The sequence below is a fragment of the Sphingobium sp. SA916 genome (assembly GCF_002894065.1).
GTDB classification, from domain to species: domain Bacteria; phylum Pseudomonadota; class Alphaproteobacteria; order Sphingomonadales; family Sphingomonadaceae; genus Sphingobium; species Sphingobium fuliginis.
Genome location: NZ_LXYF01000036.1, coordinates 60,702 through 77,389, shown reverse-complemented (window position 1 = coordinate 77,389; position 16,688 = coordinate 60,702). Strand labels below are relative to the sequence as shown.

At 59.1% G+C, this 16,688-nt stretch carries 14 protein-coding genes; 9 read left to right on the top strand and 5 right to left on the bottom strand.

Going from position 1 to position 16,688, the window contains the following annotated elements:
• Positions 1-285: 285 nt before the first annotated feature.
• On the top strand, positions 286-558 hold the full coding sequence (locus tag A8G00_RS11135) for a hypothetical protein (RefSeq protein WP_226870480.1): 273 nt from the start codon (positions 286-288) through the stop codon (positions 556-558).
• Here the strand turns inward: A8G00_RS11135 and A8G00_RS11130 are convergent.
• Complete coding sequence (locus A8G00_RS11130; RefSeq protein WP_103000717.1) at positions 551-1,456, bottom strand: ROK family protein; 906 nt, start codon at positions 1,454-1,456, stop codon at positions 551-553. The genes A8G00_RS11135 and A8G00_RS11130 overlap by 8 nt on opposite strands.
• Before the next feature lie 193 nt (positions 1,457-1,649).
• Here A8G00_RS11130 and A8G00_RS11125 point away from each other — a divergent pair, with 193 nt between their 5' ends.
• Entirely contained in the window at positions 1,650-4,025 is a 2,376-nt protein-coding gene (locus tag A8G00_RS11125; RefSeq protein ID WP_172451842.1) for a GH92 family glycosyl hydrolase, read from the top strand.
• Positions 4,026-4,696: 671 nt separating this feature from the next.
• Here the strand turns inward: A8G00_RS11125 and A8G00_RS11120 are convergent.
• A complete protein-coding gene (locus A8G00_RS11120) occupies positions 4,697-6,238 on the bottom strand; it encodes an integral membrane-like protein (protein WP_103000711.1) in 1,542 nt (513 codons plus the stop codon).
• Between the two features lie 117 nt (positions 6,239-6,355).
• Between A8G00_RS11120 and A8G00_RS11115 the strand changes: the two genes are divergently transcribed.
• Both A8G00_RS11115 and A8G00_RS11110 read left to right on the top strand, forming a co-directional pair.
• Positions 6,356-7,372 carry a glycosyltransferase family 2 protein gene (locus A8G00_RS11115; RefSeq protein ID WP_103000710.1) on the top strand — a complete coding sequence of 339 codons (1,017 nt, stop codon included), beginning with the start codon at positions 6,356-6,358 and terminating at the stop codon, positions 7,370-7,372.
• Complete coding sequence (locus tag A8G00_RS11110) at positions 7,345-8,070, top strand: bifunctional 2-polyprenyl-6-hydroxyphenol methylase/3-demethylubiquinol 3-O-methyltransferase UbiG (RefSeq protein ID WP_103000709.1); 726 nt, start codon at positions 7,345-7,347, stop codon at positions 8,068-8,070. Before A8G00_RS11115 ends, A8G00_RS11110 begins: the two co-directional genes overlap by 28 nt.
• On the opposite strand, the gene A8G00_RS11105 is transcribed toward A8G00_RS11110, so the two are convergent.
• From A8G00_RS11105 to A8G00_RS11095, 3 genes are all read right to left on the bottom strand, one after another.
• A complete protein-coding gene (locus A8G00_RS11105; protein ID WP_253257970.1) occupies positions 8,044-9,615 on the bottom strand; it encodes a hypothetical protein in 1,572 nt (523 codons plus the stop codon). The two genes, A8G00_RS11110 and A8G00_RS11105, sit on opposite strands and share 27 nt — an antisense overlap.
• A gap of 424 nt (positions 9,616-10,039) precedes the next feature.
• Positions 10,040-11,365: a glycosyltransferase family 1 protein gene (locus A8G00_RS11100; protein WP_103000708.1), complete on the bottom strand. Its 1,326-nt coding sequence runs from the start codon at positions 11,363-11,365 to the stop codon at positions 10,040-10,042.
• Positions 11,358-12,494, bottom strand: coding sequence for a glycosyltransferase family 1 protein (locus tag A8G00_RS11095; protein ID WP_172451841.1), 1,137 nt, complete (start codon positions 12,492-12,494; stop codon positions 11,358-11,360). The genes A8G00_RS11100 and A8G00_RS11095 overlap by 8 nt, the downstream gene beginning before the upstream one ends.
• 50 nt (positions 12,495-12,544) lie before the next feature.
• Between A8G00_RS11095 and A8G00_RS11090 the strand changes: the two genes are divergently transcribed.
• From A8G00_RS11090 to rfbB, 5 genes are all read left to right on the top strand, one after another.
• A complete protein-coding gene (locus A8G00_RS11090) occupies positions 12,545-13,270 on the top strand; it encodes an ABC transporter ATP-binding protein (RefSeq protein ID WP_253257969.1) in 726 nt (241 codons plus the stop codon).
• 66 nt (positions 13,271-13,336) lie between these two features.
• On the top strand, positions 13,337-14,221 hold the full coding sequence (gene rfbA, locus A8G00_RS11085) for a glucose-1-phosphate thymidylyltransferase RfbA (RefSeq protein WP_103000706.1): 885 nt from the start codon (positions 13,337-13,339) through the stop codon (positions 14,219-14,221).
• Positions 14,218-14,763 (top strand): dTDP-4-dehydrorhamnose 3,5-epimerase, encoded by a 546-nt coding sequence (rfbC, locus tag A8G00_RS11080; protein WP_103000705.1) that lies wholly within the window; start codon positions 14,218-14,220, stop codon positions 14,761-14,763. The genes rfbA and rfbC overlap by 4 nt, the downstream gene beginning before the upstream one ends.
• Positions 14,760-15,617, top strand: a complete 858-nt coding sequence (rfbD, locus tag A8G00_RS11075; RefSeq protein ID WP_103000704.1) for a dTDP-4-dehydrorhamnose reductase — start codon at positions 14,760-14,762, stop codon at positions 15,615-15,617. The genes rfbC and rfbD overlap by 4 nt, the downstream gene beginning before the upstream one ends.
• A complete protein-coding gene (gene rfbB, locus A8G00_RS11070; protein ID WP_103000703.1) occupies positions 15,610-16,668 on the top strand; it encodes a dTDP-glucose 4,6-dehydratase in 1,059 nt (352 codons plus the stop codon). Before rfbD ends, rfbB begins: the two co-directional genes overlap by 8 nt.
• Positions 16,669-16,688 lie beyond the last annotated feature (20 nt).

Sequence of the window (16,688 nt, the reverse complement as noted above, 5' to 3'; positions counted from 1 at the left end):
TAGAGCCAATCGACATTCAGCCCTGACGGCCTGCAAATGACGCTTTTCCGTGCTTCCGGTGCTCACCTACTTTGAGTAGGCTGCGCTCCGGGTCACGGAAAAACACCATTTTCGGCTCGTCATCTTCTGAATGTCGATTGGCTCCAGCGGTCAACGGAAGTGCGGGACATCCCACCCGCGTCCGCCTTGCTGTCGAGATCGGAAACGGTCCGTATCGATCTTCCCGTCTGGAAGTTCGTTTATTGGTTTCTATATGAAACTGATCAGATCAGTGAGGATCAGGACATGAACCGGCCGATGAGAAGCGGCGCCGGCGGCGCGCGCCCTGAAGGCCAGCGCCGCAGGGGCCATATGGATGATGCGATCGGCGTCCTTGGCCGGCGGATGGGGGGCGGGGTGGTTCCCCTGATCCTTCCCGTTCTGGCGACGATGGCGTTCCTGATGTTCTTCACGACGGTTTATCGGTGGGTCGACGATCTGCTGGTCGCCAGCGTGATCGCCATGGTCGCGCCGATGATGGTCCTGCCGCTGCTCCTCCGGCAGAAGGGCGTCAACTGACGCCCTCCGCGCTCAGCGCATCCATGGCCAAGGCAACGGCGCCCAAAGGACCGGCCTGATCGCCAAGCAGCGGCGTCATGACGATCCGGCCGATGCTGGAATCGTCGACATGCGGCAAATAGCCCCCAAGCTGGACGACGACGTTTCGACGAACCTTCGCCAGCAGACCGGTCCGCCCCATGCCCACGCCGCCGCCGATCAGCACCTGTCGCGCCGCGGTGCCCAGCAGGATGGTGGAGACGAGATGAGCGATGTCGCTGGCGACATCGTCCCATCGGGGGTCGGCGGGATCGATCTCATGGCCCGGCATGCCGAAGCGGTGGGCGAGCGCGGGCCCGGACACCAGACCCTCGATGCAATCGCCGTGAAAGGGGCAACGGCCCGCAAAGCCGTCGCCGGGAGCGCGCGGAACACGGATATGGCCGATTTCCGGATGCATGGCGCCATGGACGGCGCGGCCGTTGAACGCGAACCCTGCGCCCACGCCGGTCCCGATCGTGATGTAGCACAGGCTGTCGGAGGGCGCGTCCCCCAGCGCGCCCGCGCCCCAGCGCAGCTCCGCCAGAGCGGCTCCGTTGACGTCGGTGTCGATCATCGCGGGGCAATCGAAGGGCGCGGTCAGGGTGCCGAATATGTCCGCACCCGCCCAGCCGGGCTTGGGCGTGGGTAGCATGACGCCGAAGTCCGGGGCGCGGCGGTCGAGCCGAAGCGGGCCGAAGCTGCCGATTCCGATGGCGGCGATGGGCGCCTCCGCATGCCAGCGTTTCAGCACCGCGACGGCTCTGGAGAGCGTCTCCCGCGGCGTCGTGGTCGCTATCGTCTCCCGGTCGACAATTGTCCCGCCGCGCGCGCGGAGCACCAGGACCTTGGTCCCGCCCAGTTCGATTCCGGCCAGCATCGGTTCAGCATCCATCATCGCCGTCCAATCATATTGCCTCAGGCCCTGCAAGTTCGGAGCGCACCGTCATGCGTGGCCCAATTCAACATTTGTACAATGGGATGGCGGCTTTTCCATTGCCGACCGCTATCAGGGCGGGAAGAACAAGGCAGGGCGCGACGAACGCAACCCGATGATTTGGAGGCAATGGATCATGATCCGGCAAAACCCGTGCTTCAACCCCGCGCCGGTTGCCGCCCGATGGGCGCCGCTGCTCATCTGCGCGCTGCTGCTGACGGCTTCGGCCTGGCCCATCGCTGCGCAGACGCCTGCCGATCCGCTGGGTTTCGTCGATCCGCTGATCGGCACCGGCCCGGAAGGCCACACTTTCCCCGGAGCCTCCGCGCCTTTCGGCATGGTCCAGCTTTCGCCCGATACCGATACGACCTGCCAGGTGCGCGACTGCTATGCCCATGCGGCGGGCTACAGCTATCATGATCCGACGATCCAGGGGTTCAGCCACACCCATTTCTCCGGCGCGGGCCATTCTGATCTGGGCGACATATTGGTGATGCCGCAGACGGGCGCCGTCCGGCTCGATCCGGGCGATCCGAAACAGGCGGGCTCCGGCTATCGCCAGCGCTTCTCACACGATAGCGAGACGGCCAGGCCCGGCTATTATGCGGTGACGCTGGCCGATAGCGGCATCCGGGCGGAACTGACCGCGGGCGAACGGGTGGGCATCCACCGCTATGCCTTTCCGGCGGGGCGGGAGGCGCATCTGCTGATCGACCTGCGCTCCTCTCTTTACGATTATCCGGGCAAGATCCTCTGGTCCGGTCTGCACCTCCACCCGGACGGCACGCTGACGGGCTTTCGCGAGACGCGGGGATGGGCGGCGGGCCGCAAGCTGTTCTTTGCCATGCGTTTTTCCGCACCCCTGAAGGACCATGCCTTTATCGACCGGGACCAGGCGGTTCCCTATAAAGGCTTCCAGGCGCCGGGGCGGGGCAGCGACGCGCTGGCCGAGAAGCTGGGCAAGGCGCTGGAGGCAAGGCTCGACTTCGGCAGGCTCGACGGCCCGTTGGAGGTCCAGGTCGCACTTTCAGGGGTGGATGAGGGCGGGGCCATCGCCAATCTCGATGCCGAAGGCGCCGGTTTCGACACCGTCCGGAGGAGGACCGAGGACGCATGGCGGCAGGCGCTCGGGCGGCTGGAGATGGATGCGCCGGAGCCGATGCTCACGAATCTCTACACCGCGCTCTACCATACGCTGCTGGCGCCCAGCATCTGGAGCGACGTCGACGGCCGCTATCGGGGGCCGGACGATCAGGTTCATGCGGCGAAGGATTTCACCTTTCGCTCGACCTTCTCGCTCTGGGATACCTTCCGCGCTGAACATCCCTTGCTGACGCTGGTCCAGCCGGAAAGGACGACCTCCGACGTCGTCAACTCGCTGATCGCCAGCCGGGAACACAGCCCGCACGGCATATTGCCGGTCTGGCAGTTCGCCGGGCGGGAGACATGGACGATGATCGGCTATCATGCGGTGCCGGTGATCGCGGACGCCTATCTGAAGGGCTTCAGGGGATTTGATCCTGACAAGGCGCTGGCCGCCATGGTCGCCAGCGCGGACTACGCGCCCTATGGCGGGCTGGGCGACTATATGAAGCTGGGCTATGTGCCCATCGACCGGGAACCGGAGGCGGCGTCGAAGACGGTCGAATATGCCTATGACGACTGGGCGATCGGCCGCATGGCGCAGGCCATGGGGCGCGGCGATGTGGCGAAGCGCTTCCTCGCCCGGTCGTCCAGCTGGCGCAACGGCTTCGACGTCAGGAGCGGCTGGCTGCGGGCGCGCAAGGCCGATGGCAGCTTCCGCACGCCGTTCGATCCGGCCGCGATCAACTATGGTTCGGATTATACGGAGGGCAATGCCTGGCAATATAGCTGGTTCGTGCCGCAGGATCAGGCGGGGTTGTTCCGCTTGCTGGGCGGTGATGCCCAGGCGGTCGCGAAGCTCGACGCCATGTTCGACTATGATGTGTCGAAGCTCGACTACAGCCATGCGGAGGATATTGCCGGGCTGATCGGGCAATATATCCATGGCAACGAACCCAGCCATCATGTCGCCTATCTCTATGCTTATGCGGGCGCGCCCTGGCGGACGCAGGCGCGGCTGAAGCAGATCGTCGAGAGCCAGTACAAGCCGACACCCGACGGACTGTCGGGCAATGACGATCTGGGGCAGATGTCGGCCTGGCTGCTGTTCACGGCGTTGGGCTTCTATCCCGTGACGCCGGGATCGAACCAATATGTCGTCGGTCGCCCCTTCGTCCGCCGCGCGGTATTAACGCTTCCCAACGGCAGGCGCTTCACGGTGGAGGCGGAAAATCTGTCCGCCGCCAATGTTTATGTGGGGGCGGTCGAACTAAACGGACGGCCGCTGCGGCGAAGCTGGATCGCGGACGGGGAGATCCGCGAGGGCGGGACGTTGCGCTTCACCATGCAGGCAAAGCCGAACCGGGAATGGGGGAGGGGAGCGGGAACCCGGCCCTATTCGCTTTCTACCGCGCCGGCTGAGCGGTGATGGGCGTGGCAAGGATTGAACTTGTGATGCCTGCGATGTCAAGGCAACGGTTTGCATCAAGTTTTTCGTTCGAAATCAAATCAGTAGGAATTGAGTCTGGCGTGCCTGCCCAGAATTTGCACAACTCGCCCACAGTTGAATTTCCTTCAGATTTTGCATCATCTTCGATGACTGCCTTAGACTCCTCAGATAGTCGATGTTCGTATCTGTTTCTACCCTGGTCCATAGCTGGGAAAATGCTTGCGCGGCTTAAGCCATTTTCTTTCTCATACTATTCCAGGATGCTGGCGGTCATCTTGGTCGCATCATAAGCGGCGATGGCCTACGCCTCAGGCCGCACCAGGCAGTGCCGACGAAGGTTATCAAAAGCATGCCGGCAGGGACCTCGACGAGAGCGTAGGCGGACCAGCAAACCGTCCTTCAGCGCCCTGTTGGAAGAACAGCGGCGAGAATCGCGGACGCCCAGCAGGTTAGCCAGTTAGCTCCCGCTAAAGATTCGTCCAGCGAGGATCATTGTCCAACCTGACCTGCGAGCGCGCCCATAAAATTCCAGGTACTGCCGGATAGGGAAGTTTCAAAAATTTATTGAAGCGCCTTCTGCTACTGCCCTTTCTCCAGCCCATCCAACAATTTCGTAAGTTTCAGAGCTAAATCGCTCCGGTGAAAACCCCCTAGCTGTCTGCAATTCGCCGTAGATTCTTCCTCTCACGAGGTAACGCATTTCGGAGTTCAGCAAATGGCATGGCTCCGCGTTTGGACGCTTGCGTAAACAAAAGCAGAAGCGCCGTCATTATGCTGATCGCCAGTCCGGCCTTCTCCTGCCAGGTCGTCAACCGCTCGATGCGGTAGATGCCAGGCTGGGCGTCAAAGCTGATGAGGGGGCCTTTGTGCGGGACGGGCGACCCGTCTCGCGTCACGCGCCAGATCGGAAAATCCGCCTTATGAATTGTAATGTGCCCGGCTGCCTTGACCCAAATTTCGTTCCCACGCGGTAACGCCCGAAATTTCCGCACATCCGTCCAGCGATATTCTTTCTCTACCAGCGAAATATCGAAACCTTTCGGAAGATACTCCGGCGCGTCCGGTTTGATCCGGTCGATGAGAGCATAATCCACCGGATGGTTGAGTGCGTCCAGCGTCCTTGAGAACATGAGAGCATAGGCAAAAACGAGAAGAGCCGCGCCTGCTGCAAGTACCATGCGGATGCGGTGCAATTGACAGGACAACAGTGCCGTGATGGCGGTAAATTCGACGATACCCATCATGCGCCAGGGAAATTGGGTTTTGTTGAGCAGGGGAATGTCCCACACAAAAGGCATGAGACGCACAGCCGCCAGTGCACCGATAATCGTCAGAACTGTCCAGAAGGACCGTGCCGGCCATGCGAGGATAACGAGCGCCAATGCTGGGCCTGTAAACATGGTGAAGTTCGTGTTGTTGATCGACCAATCCGTCGCTTGATAACCCGGGCCCCAAAGTAAGACGGTGGAGATATGGTCCTGAAGCGTTGCCGCCGGCAGCAGAAAGAAGGCGGACAGGCCCAAAGCGATCACGCCTGCCAGAGCACCGGGTAGAAATGCCCTCGGTTCCAGCCAGATGCGCCGGAGCATCAGCGGCCCGATCAGGAACACCCCGGTCAGCACCGCCAGCGGCAAATGGGTGATAATAAGGCCGCCATAGGACAGCGCTAGCAGGAGAAGTCCGCGTCGATGCGGTAGCCGTTTTATCCCGAGCGCGATCAGCGGCAGCCAGACGAGGGCAGCAAATTCCGCCAGCGCTCCTCGCACATGGAAGTTATAGAGATGATAGGGTGCGAGCATGTAGAGAATGGCGCCTAGGAGCGGGTAGGTGCCCCGCGCCGATAGCCAGGCATGCATGGTAAGGCCCGAGGCGATCAACAGCAGCAGTCCAGCACCATTTATGGCCTGGGAAACCGTAAGGCCCAGTGCGTGGAGTCCGCCCGACACCCAATAGGCAAGGGGTGGGTAGAAATAGAAGGTTGGGGCGCCTAGTCCCTCGAAACTTTTCGGCAGCCAACGCTCATAAAGGTGGCCCGCTGCCATCTGCTCCCCGAAATGGGCCGTCCACATGTTGTTATAGAGGTGTGAATGGGTCGCCCCGGGACCCAGCACCAAGCTGGGCAACAATGCTCCAATTCCGACCATGGTCAGGATGAAGGCAGGTTTTGTGGTCAGGGCTTGGACGCTGGGCATGCCCCGTCATGCCAGCCTATGGTAAATTTTGCCTTTATCCTTCCCGACCATCACCTTCCGTTAACCATTGTGGTCGATAGGGTAGGGTCTCATTTCGGGTGGACCAGGCTAAGACCCATGCGCATCTCGCTGTCGATCGTCATTCCGGTCTTCAATGAACAGGAGAGCATTTCGCTGTTCCTGGATGCAGCGCGTCCCGCGGTCGCCCGAGCGCTTCAGCTCATCGGACCGGACGCTCGAGCCGAATTTCTGTTCATCAATGATGGCAGCACGGACCGCACCGGCGACATATTGACGATCCTCGCCCGTCTGGACCCCGATGTCCGCCATATCACCCTATCGCGCAATTTCGGCAAGGAAGCGGCATTGGCCGCCGGGATCGACCGGGCGAGGGGAGACGCCGTCATCCCGATTGACGTCGACCTACAGGATCCGCCGGAAGTCATAATCGCCATGGTCCGCCACTGGCTGGCGGGGGCGAAGGTGGTCAATGCCCGCCGCACCGACCGGTCCAGCGACGACTGGTTCAAGCGTTGGAGCGCGCAAGGCTTCTATCGCCTCATCAACCGCCTTTCGGATCACCCAATCCCGGAGAATGTCGGCGATTTCCGGCTGCTCGACCGGCGGGCGGTGGACGTCATCAAGCAACTGGGCGAACAGGCTCGTTTCACAAAGGGCCTTTTCTCCTGGGTCGGTTTTCGCATCGCCACGGTCGATTATGAACGCGCCCCGCGCGAGGCCGGGACCAGCAAGTGGCGCGTCAGCAAGCTCTGGTCGCTCGCCGTGGATGGCATTACCGCCTCGACCACCATGCCTTTGCGGATCTGGTCCTATATCGGGGGCAGCATCGCCCTGATGGCCTTTGCCTATGCCGCCTTCCTGGTGCTGCACACGCTGCTGACCGGAGTGGATACGCCGGGCTACGCCTCGATCATGGTCGCCGTGCTGATGCTGGGGGGCCTCAACCTGATGAGCCTTGGCATCATCGGGGAATATCTGGGCCGCGTCGCGCAGGAAGTGCGCAATCGGCCGCTTTATGTCGTGGCAGAGGAAAGCGAGCCTGCAGCGCTGCCGGTCATCCAGCCCCAAATTAAGGAAGAGGACGAATGGATCGATCTGCCTATGCGAGCATGAGCGCGCAGGAGCAGGATCATTGGTGGTTTGTCGCTCGGCGCGCCATCATCGACAGCCTGGTCCGAACCCATGTTCCGTTGCCTGCCGACGCCCGCATCCTCGAAGCGGGATGCGGCACCGGCGGCAACCTTGCCCTGCTGGCACAATATGGTGTGCTCGATGCCATGGAATATGATGCGGACGCCCGCGCCCTGGCCGCTGCGCGAGGTCTGTGCCGGGTGGACGCAGGCGCCTTGCCCAATGCGATCGGTTTCGGCGAAACGCGCTACGATCTGGTCGCGCTGCTCGATGTGCTGGAGCATATCGACGAGGATGAGGCATCGCTGCGTGCTCTGGGGGCGCGACTGACGCCCAATGGGCGGCTTTTGCTCACTGTCCCGGCTGCACCTTGGCTCTGGTCGGATCATGACGTGCTGCATCATCACAAGCGTCGTTACACACATGATGGCTTGCTGGAAGTGGTCCGCGCAGCAGGGTTGAAAGTCGAAGTCTCAGGCCATTTCAACAGCCTGCTCTTCCCGCTCGCTGTGGCGCAGCGCTTCGCTCACCAGCTGCTGCGCCGTGACACGCCCCTGGATGCGCGTCCGTCGCCGCTCCTCAATGCCGCGCTTCAGCGGGTGTTCGCGGCGGAGCGGCATCTCCTCGGCCGCCTTTCCTTCCCAATGGGCTTGTCACTTTACGCCATTCTCTCGGTCTGACGGCGCGTTGCGTGGATCGTAGGCCAGCCTCCAGGAGCCGTCCCAGCAGCGGGCCGGTTCGCTCCCCGAGGCGCGGGCCGGATGGGCAGGGCGGATGAGCGAGGGAACCTTATCGACAGGCGCCAGATAGGAGCCCTTGGGGAAGGCAGCGAAGGTCTGGTCCCATGCCTTGAAGAAGGTGCAGCGCACTTCGGGTGCGGCAGGATAGAGCATAGCGCGCCGTATCTCGGCCAGGCCGGTCAGGCTACCGATGGCAAGCACCACCATAAACCAGTGCCACCTCTCGCCCCGTTGCACGACATGATCGCTGACCATGACCGTGACCAGAGCCAGGGCAGTGATTGAGCCGCGCATCATGAAATCGGTCGACCAGCCTATCTGCACGAAGGGGATGAGCATCAGCCAGGCAAAGGCTAGCCACAGGCTATCGCGCCCGAACCGCGTCGATCGTCCGGCGATCGCGAGAGGAATCAGATAGGGTAGCGTTTCGAAGGATTGGAAAAGCAGCCATTGGACGAAGGGGATCGGCTGAAAATGGAAGCCGACGTCATCCGATGCCGTGCCCAGATAGATGAGCGAGGGCAGGCAAAGGAGAAGCGACCCCGCCGGAGCCAGGACATCGCGCAAGCGCAGCGAACGCGCGATCAGTGTTCGCAACCCTGCCAGCGCGACAAAGGGCATGGCTCCCATCAGCCCCAGCGGCGACCAGAGCGCCGTCATCGGCAGTAGCGCAAGCCATGGCGCGAGGGGCAAGCGGTCCTCCCGCCACAACATATAGCCGACCGCGCCCACCCAACCGGCAATTGCGTGCTGCGGCACCCAGAAAAGCAGGGTGATCGTCGAGGAATATTGGATCTCGGCCCAGTCTTCCATGTGACCGGTGAGCATTCCTTGCATGAGCAGATCGCCAATCGCATCCATGCCGGAGAACAGGACGAATATCGCCAGGCCGATCAGGCGCGAGCGCCGCTCTGCGAACAGCTGACTGCCCAATGCGAGCAGTAACGCGACGAGCGTCGTATTCTGCAACAGCAGGGCGATATCTGCCGCTCTTGGGCCAAGCAGCTTGAAGACCAGTGCGGGTAACAGGAACATGCCGATCGGGGCGCGCAGCAGGTCGGGCTCAGGGCGTGCCGTATAGATGAAAGGCCAGGGGTTGATGCCCATGTCCCGCAGCACGGCAAAGCGAACCTGCCAATCCACATTGGCATAGAAGAACCGTCCTTCGCCGCTCAGCGCCAAGAAGACTAGTGCGACCAGAAAGCAGGTCAGCAAGGTACCGACGGCAATATCCCGACGGTTCTTGGTTATTTTGGCGGTGAAGAAGCAGAGCCCGGCGATGATCAATCCGCCAAGAATATAGACCCAGGCGGGCGCAATATCGAGAAACCGCCAGAGCAGCAGCTGACTGCTGCCCAGAAGAGCGGCAAGAGATGTCCAGATCCAGCGTTGTGCGATCAAAATGGAGCGCTGATTTCCGGAGACCGTCGTCGCGGCGTCAGTAGATGGCCCAATTTGGCCGGCCCAGATGGATGTCTCCCCCATATCCCAGGTCCTCAAAGAATTGCCCGCCATGTTCGATAGAGGAGCGGGGCCAGATGGCAAAGAGCGGGAAGCGGAAAAATGCGCGTTCAGTTCAGCCTGTTGATCGACTCCCGCATTTGGGCGGTGCCTGATCTAATCCCGGAAAATGGGATTGCTTTGGTTAGCGTTCTACGAATGAGGATCGGCGGCACCGTGCCATCGGCCACGAGCCCCAATCACGCTCATGAATGCCGGTTAGTTACCCATCCGGTTACCGCGACACCGGCCGGGAAGCTCTAAACTCGGGTGCCAGAGAATTGTGTTAGATCAAGGGGCGCAATTCAATTCGCACGCGGTACTGGTTTGGCGGATGGGCGCCGTCTAACTGCCAACCGCGATGCCGATGGCGCATCGCGGCGCCTATTCGGGCACATGGAATGTGTAATCAGGATCGAAATGCAGAGTAGAGCTTTTCTAGCCTCTCCTTATACCGATCGTCGGAAAATTCTGCCGCTTGTGTTGGTCCGGCCATGATCAGCTTATCCCGTAGGGAGGCGTCGCTGTCCAAGCGCTCGATAGCGGCTCTGATGTCTTCAACATCATAGGGGTCCACTAGAAGCCCGGCGTTGCCAACTACTTCGGGCAGCGAGCCCGTCGTCGACGCGATCACCGGCGTTCCCAGTTGAATCGCCTCGAGTGCAGGCAGCCCAAAGCCTTCGAAAAGAGATGGCATCAAAACGGCTTTGGCGTTGCGGATCAGACGAAAAAGTAGAGCTCGCGGCATATAATCAAGTTGAACAATGCGATTGCTGGAGATCGTCCGGCCATAAATTGTAATGCCCGATTCACTGTTGGCGGCACCCGCCATGCCCCAGTTCCGAGCACTCACGAGTACGAGGGGAGATGTTGCCTTACTAGCAAGATAAGCTTCAATAATTCGTGCAATATTTTTCTTGGGATCGAGTGCCCCGAAAAATAGAAAATATCCGTTTTTCGATAAGGAATACATTTCAAATATAATTTTTTCATCAATGCCGGGACTGCTATGAAGTAATTCTTCAGGTATAGGGCTACTTTGATATGTATTAAATATTTTTCCTTTCGCATTCGGAAAACGATTTATGATGTCGTTTAGGCTTGTTTCGGATACGGTGCAAATCCCGTCGCCATTGGTCACGCAATCTTGAATTAAGCGATAGTAGAAGTTTTTGTCGTCCAAGGTTGTATATGGCATTCGTAATGGCACTAGATCATGAACCGTGTAAATATTCTTTGCGCCTTTGATTCGAACGGGGATCGGGTAAGTCCAATGCATAATGTCGAGCGGTTCTGGTAATTCTATTGTAAGAAAGGTTTTGAAGTATCGGAAATGCCAGTTGGCTATTTCGTAGAGTGAAGATGACGACCAAATACGGTCAAAGTGGGGAATTTTATCAGATAGGCTTTGCTTTGATACTTGGTTGGTAACGGGAACTTCCAATAAGCGCGTTGGCATAAGCGCGCGGAATTTCTCTCGCCTCACCCGCCTGCGGGCCTGCTTCCGGGTTTCGTGTCTTTCGCGGCCGATTAGATCGTAGAGAATGGTTTCACGCATCTCTATCGTTTTCCCAACGTCGAGCCCGAAAACTCCTTCTATGCTATGCCCCATTTGCTTCAGAATGCGGGCGAGGGTGAAGCCGTAGGTGGCCACGCCGGTGCCCTTGGGCATGGCAAAATTGTAGCCATCAAGGCCAATGCGAAGCTGATTTGAAGCTGGCGAATGTTCAGACATGGTCCATCGTCGATTTTGAAAAGAGCTCTTGATAGAGCTGAGAAAGCTTTTTTGTAAAATTATCAGCCGAGAAGTTTGTCGCTCGAGATCTTCCGCGCTCTTCCAAAGATCTGACGAGGTCATCGCCATGTGCAAGCATTCTGAGGCGTTGGGCGATGCTGGCTTCATCGCATGGATCCGCGAGCACTGCTGCATCTTCTGCCACCTCTGCAAGGGCGCCCTCATTTGATGTGAGTACGGCAGTGCCAAGTGCCATGGCTTCGACTATCGGCAGGCCAAAGCCTTCCGCCAGTGACGGAAATACGAGAGCTCTTGCATTGGTGATTAATGCTGAGAGACGCTCTGCACTCTGAAATGGCAAGTTCCATATGCCTGCGGCAGGATCCACATAGTTAGCGTGTGGGCCTACAAGCACCAATGGGAAGGATGTGCGGGCTCTCTTGTAGGCAGAAACGAGCCGAGAGACATTTTTACGCCGCTCAGAGGAGCCGACGAAAATGAAGTAACGGCCTGGAAATAGTGGCTCGGGTAGATGGCAACGCGCAGGTTCGGCAGGGGTCACGGCAATGCTACAATTACTCACAGCGTCAGGCGGACAGCCTAATGTATTAATAATGCTCTGTTTTGCATAATTTGTAACGGTTACGATATGATCGGCGGTTTTCACGATTTTCTCGAGCAGCGCGCGGTGACGTTGGCCGTTCATGGGAGTGAGTTCGGGGCTGATTAGCGGAATGACGTCGTGAATCGTATAGATGTTGACCCAGCCAGCAATTCGGATTGGGACGGGCAGGCTCCAATGAATCAACCCCTTAGGTCGAGGAGCCTGAACGCTCAGCATGTTTCTCGTCTGACGGAACCTGACTTGGGCCAACCGATAGATATCGGGTGCATGGAGAACTGCCTCTCGGCTCGAAATTTTTTTGAAATTTGCGTGAACGGAAGCGGTCATCAGGCCTTTCAGCCAGCGGATGGTTCGCTCTTTGTGGGTATGTGGGGGGGCTTCGCTGCCGCAGCTGTCGTCTTTCAGGAGCAACGGGGTTTCGGTCAGTTGCCTATGTGCCCGATGCAAAGCTGCTGCATAGGTAGCGATGCCTGACCCTGGCTGAGCGATAATGCGCCCGTCCATGGCGATAATCCTGTTGTCTAGACCCTGCATTGCGCCCTATTGGCACGGATATGGATCGTCAGAACAGCCAAATCGAGTGCCGGCCGGATGGTACGGAGCGCACTGAAGATCAGAAGATCGTTTTCCAGAATGTATCGAAGGTTTATCGGCGTCATCATTTTACTCGCACGGTCTTCACCGATCTGAATTTCGAAATCAACCAAGGTGATAGCATCGGCATATGTGGAGCGAATGGGGCGGGAAAATCCACTCTGATGCGGCTGATCGGCGGTGTGGAATATCCCACGTCTGGAAAAATTCACAAGACGATGACCACCTCTTGGCCGATTGGTTATGGTGCAAGCTTCGATCGGAACCTGACCGGGGCGGACAATGCGCGATTTATAGCGCGCATTTATCAGTATGATCCTCAGGCTGTCCTCGATTATGTGGAAGAATTTGCTCAGCTGGGCGCCTATCTTCATCAGCCGGTATCTACCTACTCGGCAGGTATGACGGCGCGTCTTGCGTTCGGTTGCTCGCTGGCCATTAGGTTCGACTGCTATTTAATTGATGAAGTGACCGCTGCGGGTGACGCTCGCTTTCGTCAGAAGAGCGAAGATGCCCTGAGGGAGCGACGGGCAACCGGCACCCTGATCATGATTTCTCACGACCCATACACTCTCCAGAGCTATTGCACTCGAGGAGCCGTGCTCTATGGAGGTAGCCTAACTTTCTATGATAGCGTCGAAGAAGCATGCGAGGTTCATAACGCTCTGCAAATGAGAGTTGTGTAGATAGCCTAATTGATGATGGTCACATAATTTGTGGCGCGATTAGTTTGCTGTGTTTGGGAGATATTTGTGCGTAAAGGTATCATTCTTGCTGGAGGATCGGGGACCAGGCTATACCCGTTAACGAAAAGTGTCTCCAAGCAACTGATGCCGGTCTATGACAAGCCGATGATATATTATCCGCTGTCTACGCTGATGCTAGCAGGCATCCGGGAGATCATGGTAATAACGACCCCCGGCGATAGCGCGGCCTTTCAGGCGTTGCTTGGCGATGGTACGGAGTTCGGCATTTCCCTCCGATATGCCATCCAGCCCCGCCCCGAAGGGCTTGCTCAGGCCTATCATATCGCGGCTGATTTTGTCGGCAACTCTCCTTCCGCGCTGATCCTCGGCGATAATATATTCTACGGCCATGGCCTCTCCGAACTGTTGCAGAGCGCTGATGACCGCTCATCCGGGGCGACGGTTTTTGGCTATTATGTGAAGAACCCGCAGGACTATGGCGTCGTGTCGCTGGATGCCCAGGGACGTGCGCAGAGCCTGGTGGAAAAACCGCTCAATCCCCAATCCAATTATGCGGTCACTGGTCTTTATTTCTACGATGGCCAGGCGGTTGAGCGGGCCAAGGCGGTTGAACCGTCCGCACGCGGCGAACTGGAGATAACCGATCTTAACCGCCTCTATCTGAATGCCGGGGAGCTTTCGGTGGAACTGATGGGGCGGGGCTATTCCTGGCTTGACACAGGTACTCACGGATCGCTGCTCGACGCAGCCCTCTACGTGCGATTGCTCGAGGAGAGGCAGGGCCTCAAAATTTGTTGCCCCGAAGAAATCGCATGGCGGCAAGGCTTCATCGATGACGGACAGCTTGAAGCTGTGGCTGCCCCCTTGCGCAAGAGTGGTTACGGCGAATATCTGATGGGCCTCCTTGCTGGCAAGGGAGCGGTCGGGTGAACATCGTCGAAACCGCCATTCCCGATCTTCTCATCATAGAGCCCAAAGTCTTTGGCGATGATCGTGGCTTCTTCCTAGAAAGCTGGAACGCCGATCGCTTTCGGGCACAGGGCCTTGACCTCACCTTCGTGCAGGACAATCATAGCCGTTCGGCCAAGGGTGTGCTTCGCGGCCTTCACTTTCAGAACCCCAATCCGCAGGGTAAATTGGTACGTGTGACGGCCGGTTGCGTGTGGGACGTCGCGGTCGACCTGCGTCGTTCGTCGCGTCATTTCGGCCAGTGGGTTGGGGTCGAACTATCCGCCGCGAACAAGCGGATGTTCTGGGTGCCGCCGGGCTTTGCCCACGGTTTCCTGACCTTGGAGGATGGCACGGACTTTCTCTACAAATGCACGGGGCGCTATGATCCCGCCAATGAGCATTCCCTGCTCTGGAACGATCCGACCGTCGGCATCGACTGGCCGCTCGACGGCATCGAGCCGCAATTGTCGGCCAAGGATATCGCCGGCAAGCCGCTAGCGGAAATCGAGGCTTTTGCATGAAAGCTGTGATCGTGGGTGCTGGTGGCCAGTTGGGGCGATCGCTGGTGGCCAGCGCTCCTTCAGGGGTCATGCTGGTGGCGCTGGATCGTGCCGGACTCGATGTCCGCGATGAGGTTGCGGTGAGAAAGTGCATTGAAAAGGAGCGACCTAACCTGCTCTTCAATGCGGCCGCCTATACCGCCGTCGACAAAGCCGAGGGGGATGAGGAGGCTGCCCGTGAGATCAACGCTCGGTCAGTTGGTTTGCTGGCCGATGCGGCACACGCTGTCGGCAGCGGCTTTGTCCATGTGTCCACGGATTTCGTGTTCGATGGCAAGGCCGGTTCGCCTTACTTACCCGATGCGCCGACCAATCCGCTGGGCGTCTATGGTCAGACAAAGCTGGAAGGCGAAAGGCTCGCCGGCAACGCCGCACTCATAGTCCGTACCGCGTGGGTCTATGCGCCACAGGGCGGAAATTTCGTGCGGACCATGTTGCGCCTGATGGCCGAGCGGCCTGAAGTACGCGTTGTCGCGGATCAGATCGGGACACCGACATATGCGCCCGCCTTGGCATCCGCGCTATGGCGGCTGGCGAAGGATGGCGTCGCTGGCATGCATCATTATACCGACGCGGGCGCCGCCAGCTGGTATGACTTTGCGGTGGCGATCCAAGAAGAGGCTTTGGCGCTTGGCCTTCTCGCAAACGCGGTGCCGGTCATTCCCATCGGGACGGACGAATTTCCAACTCCAGCCCGCCGGCCGAGCTATTCGGTTCTCGACAAACGCTCGACTTACACGCATCTCGGCGGGGCGGCTCCACATTGGCGCGAAAATCTGCGTCTCATGCTCAAAGAGATCAAGGACAATGGCTAATCTTCTGGTTACGGGTGGCGCGGGGTTTATTGGCGCCAATTTCGTCCATTATTGGGGCAAGGCCTCGCCCGACGACAAGGTCATCGTGCTCGACGCCCTGACCTATGCTGGCAACGCCGCCAGTCTTGACGGTCTGGACGTAGAACTGGTGGTTGGCGATATTTGCGACACCGCGCTGGTGACCAGCCTGCTTGGCGACCGACAGGTTGACACAATCGTGCATTTCGCCGCCGAAAGCCATGTTGACCGGTCGATCACCGGCCCCGACGCGTTCGTCACCACCAATGTCGTGGGAACGCACAGCCTGCTGAAGGCAGCAAAAGCCGTATGGCTCGACAAGGGCACGGGCCGTCCTCACCGTTTTCATCATGTATCCACGGACGAGGTTTACGGGTCGCTGGGAACGGATGACCCGGCTTTCTCCGAGACAACGCCTTATGCGCCCAACTCCCCCTATTCGGCGTCCAAGGCCGGATCGGACCATCTGGTGCGTGCCTATCATCATACCTTCGGGCTGGATACGACCACCAGCAACTGCTCGAACAATTATGGGCCTTTCCAGTTTCCTGAGAAGCTGATCCCGCTGTTCACGCTCAATGCTCTCAACGGTCGTCATATGCCCATCTATGGTGATGGCATGAATGTGCGCGACTGGCTTCATGTCGAGGATCACTGCCGTGGCATCGAGCTGATCCTCAAGGAGGGCCGTGTGGGGGAAACCTATAACGTCGGCGGCGGGCAGGAGTTGCCCAACATTACCGTTGTCGAGGAAATCTGTCGCGGTGTGGACGCGGCGTTCACGCAGAACCCTGACTTGGCGCGACGCTTTCCGAACGCACCCGCCGCGCAGGGGCGCTCGTCCAGCGAGCTCAAAACCTATGTGGAAGACCGCAAGGGCCATGACCGGCGCTATGCAATCGACGAGACCAAAATTCGATCCGAGCTCGGCTATGCGCCTGGCCGCGACTTCAAGCAGGGCTTTGCCGAAACGCTCGCCTGGTATCTGGGGAAGGAGAGCTGGTGGACCCCGCTGTTGAGCCGGGCGGCGTGAGCAAGGGGATCTTGTCCCGC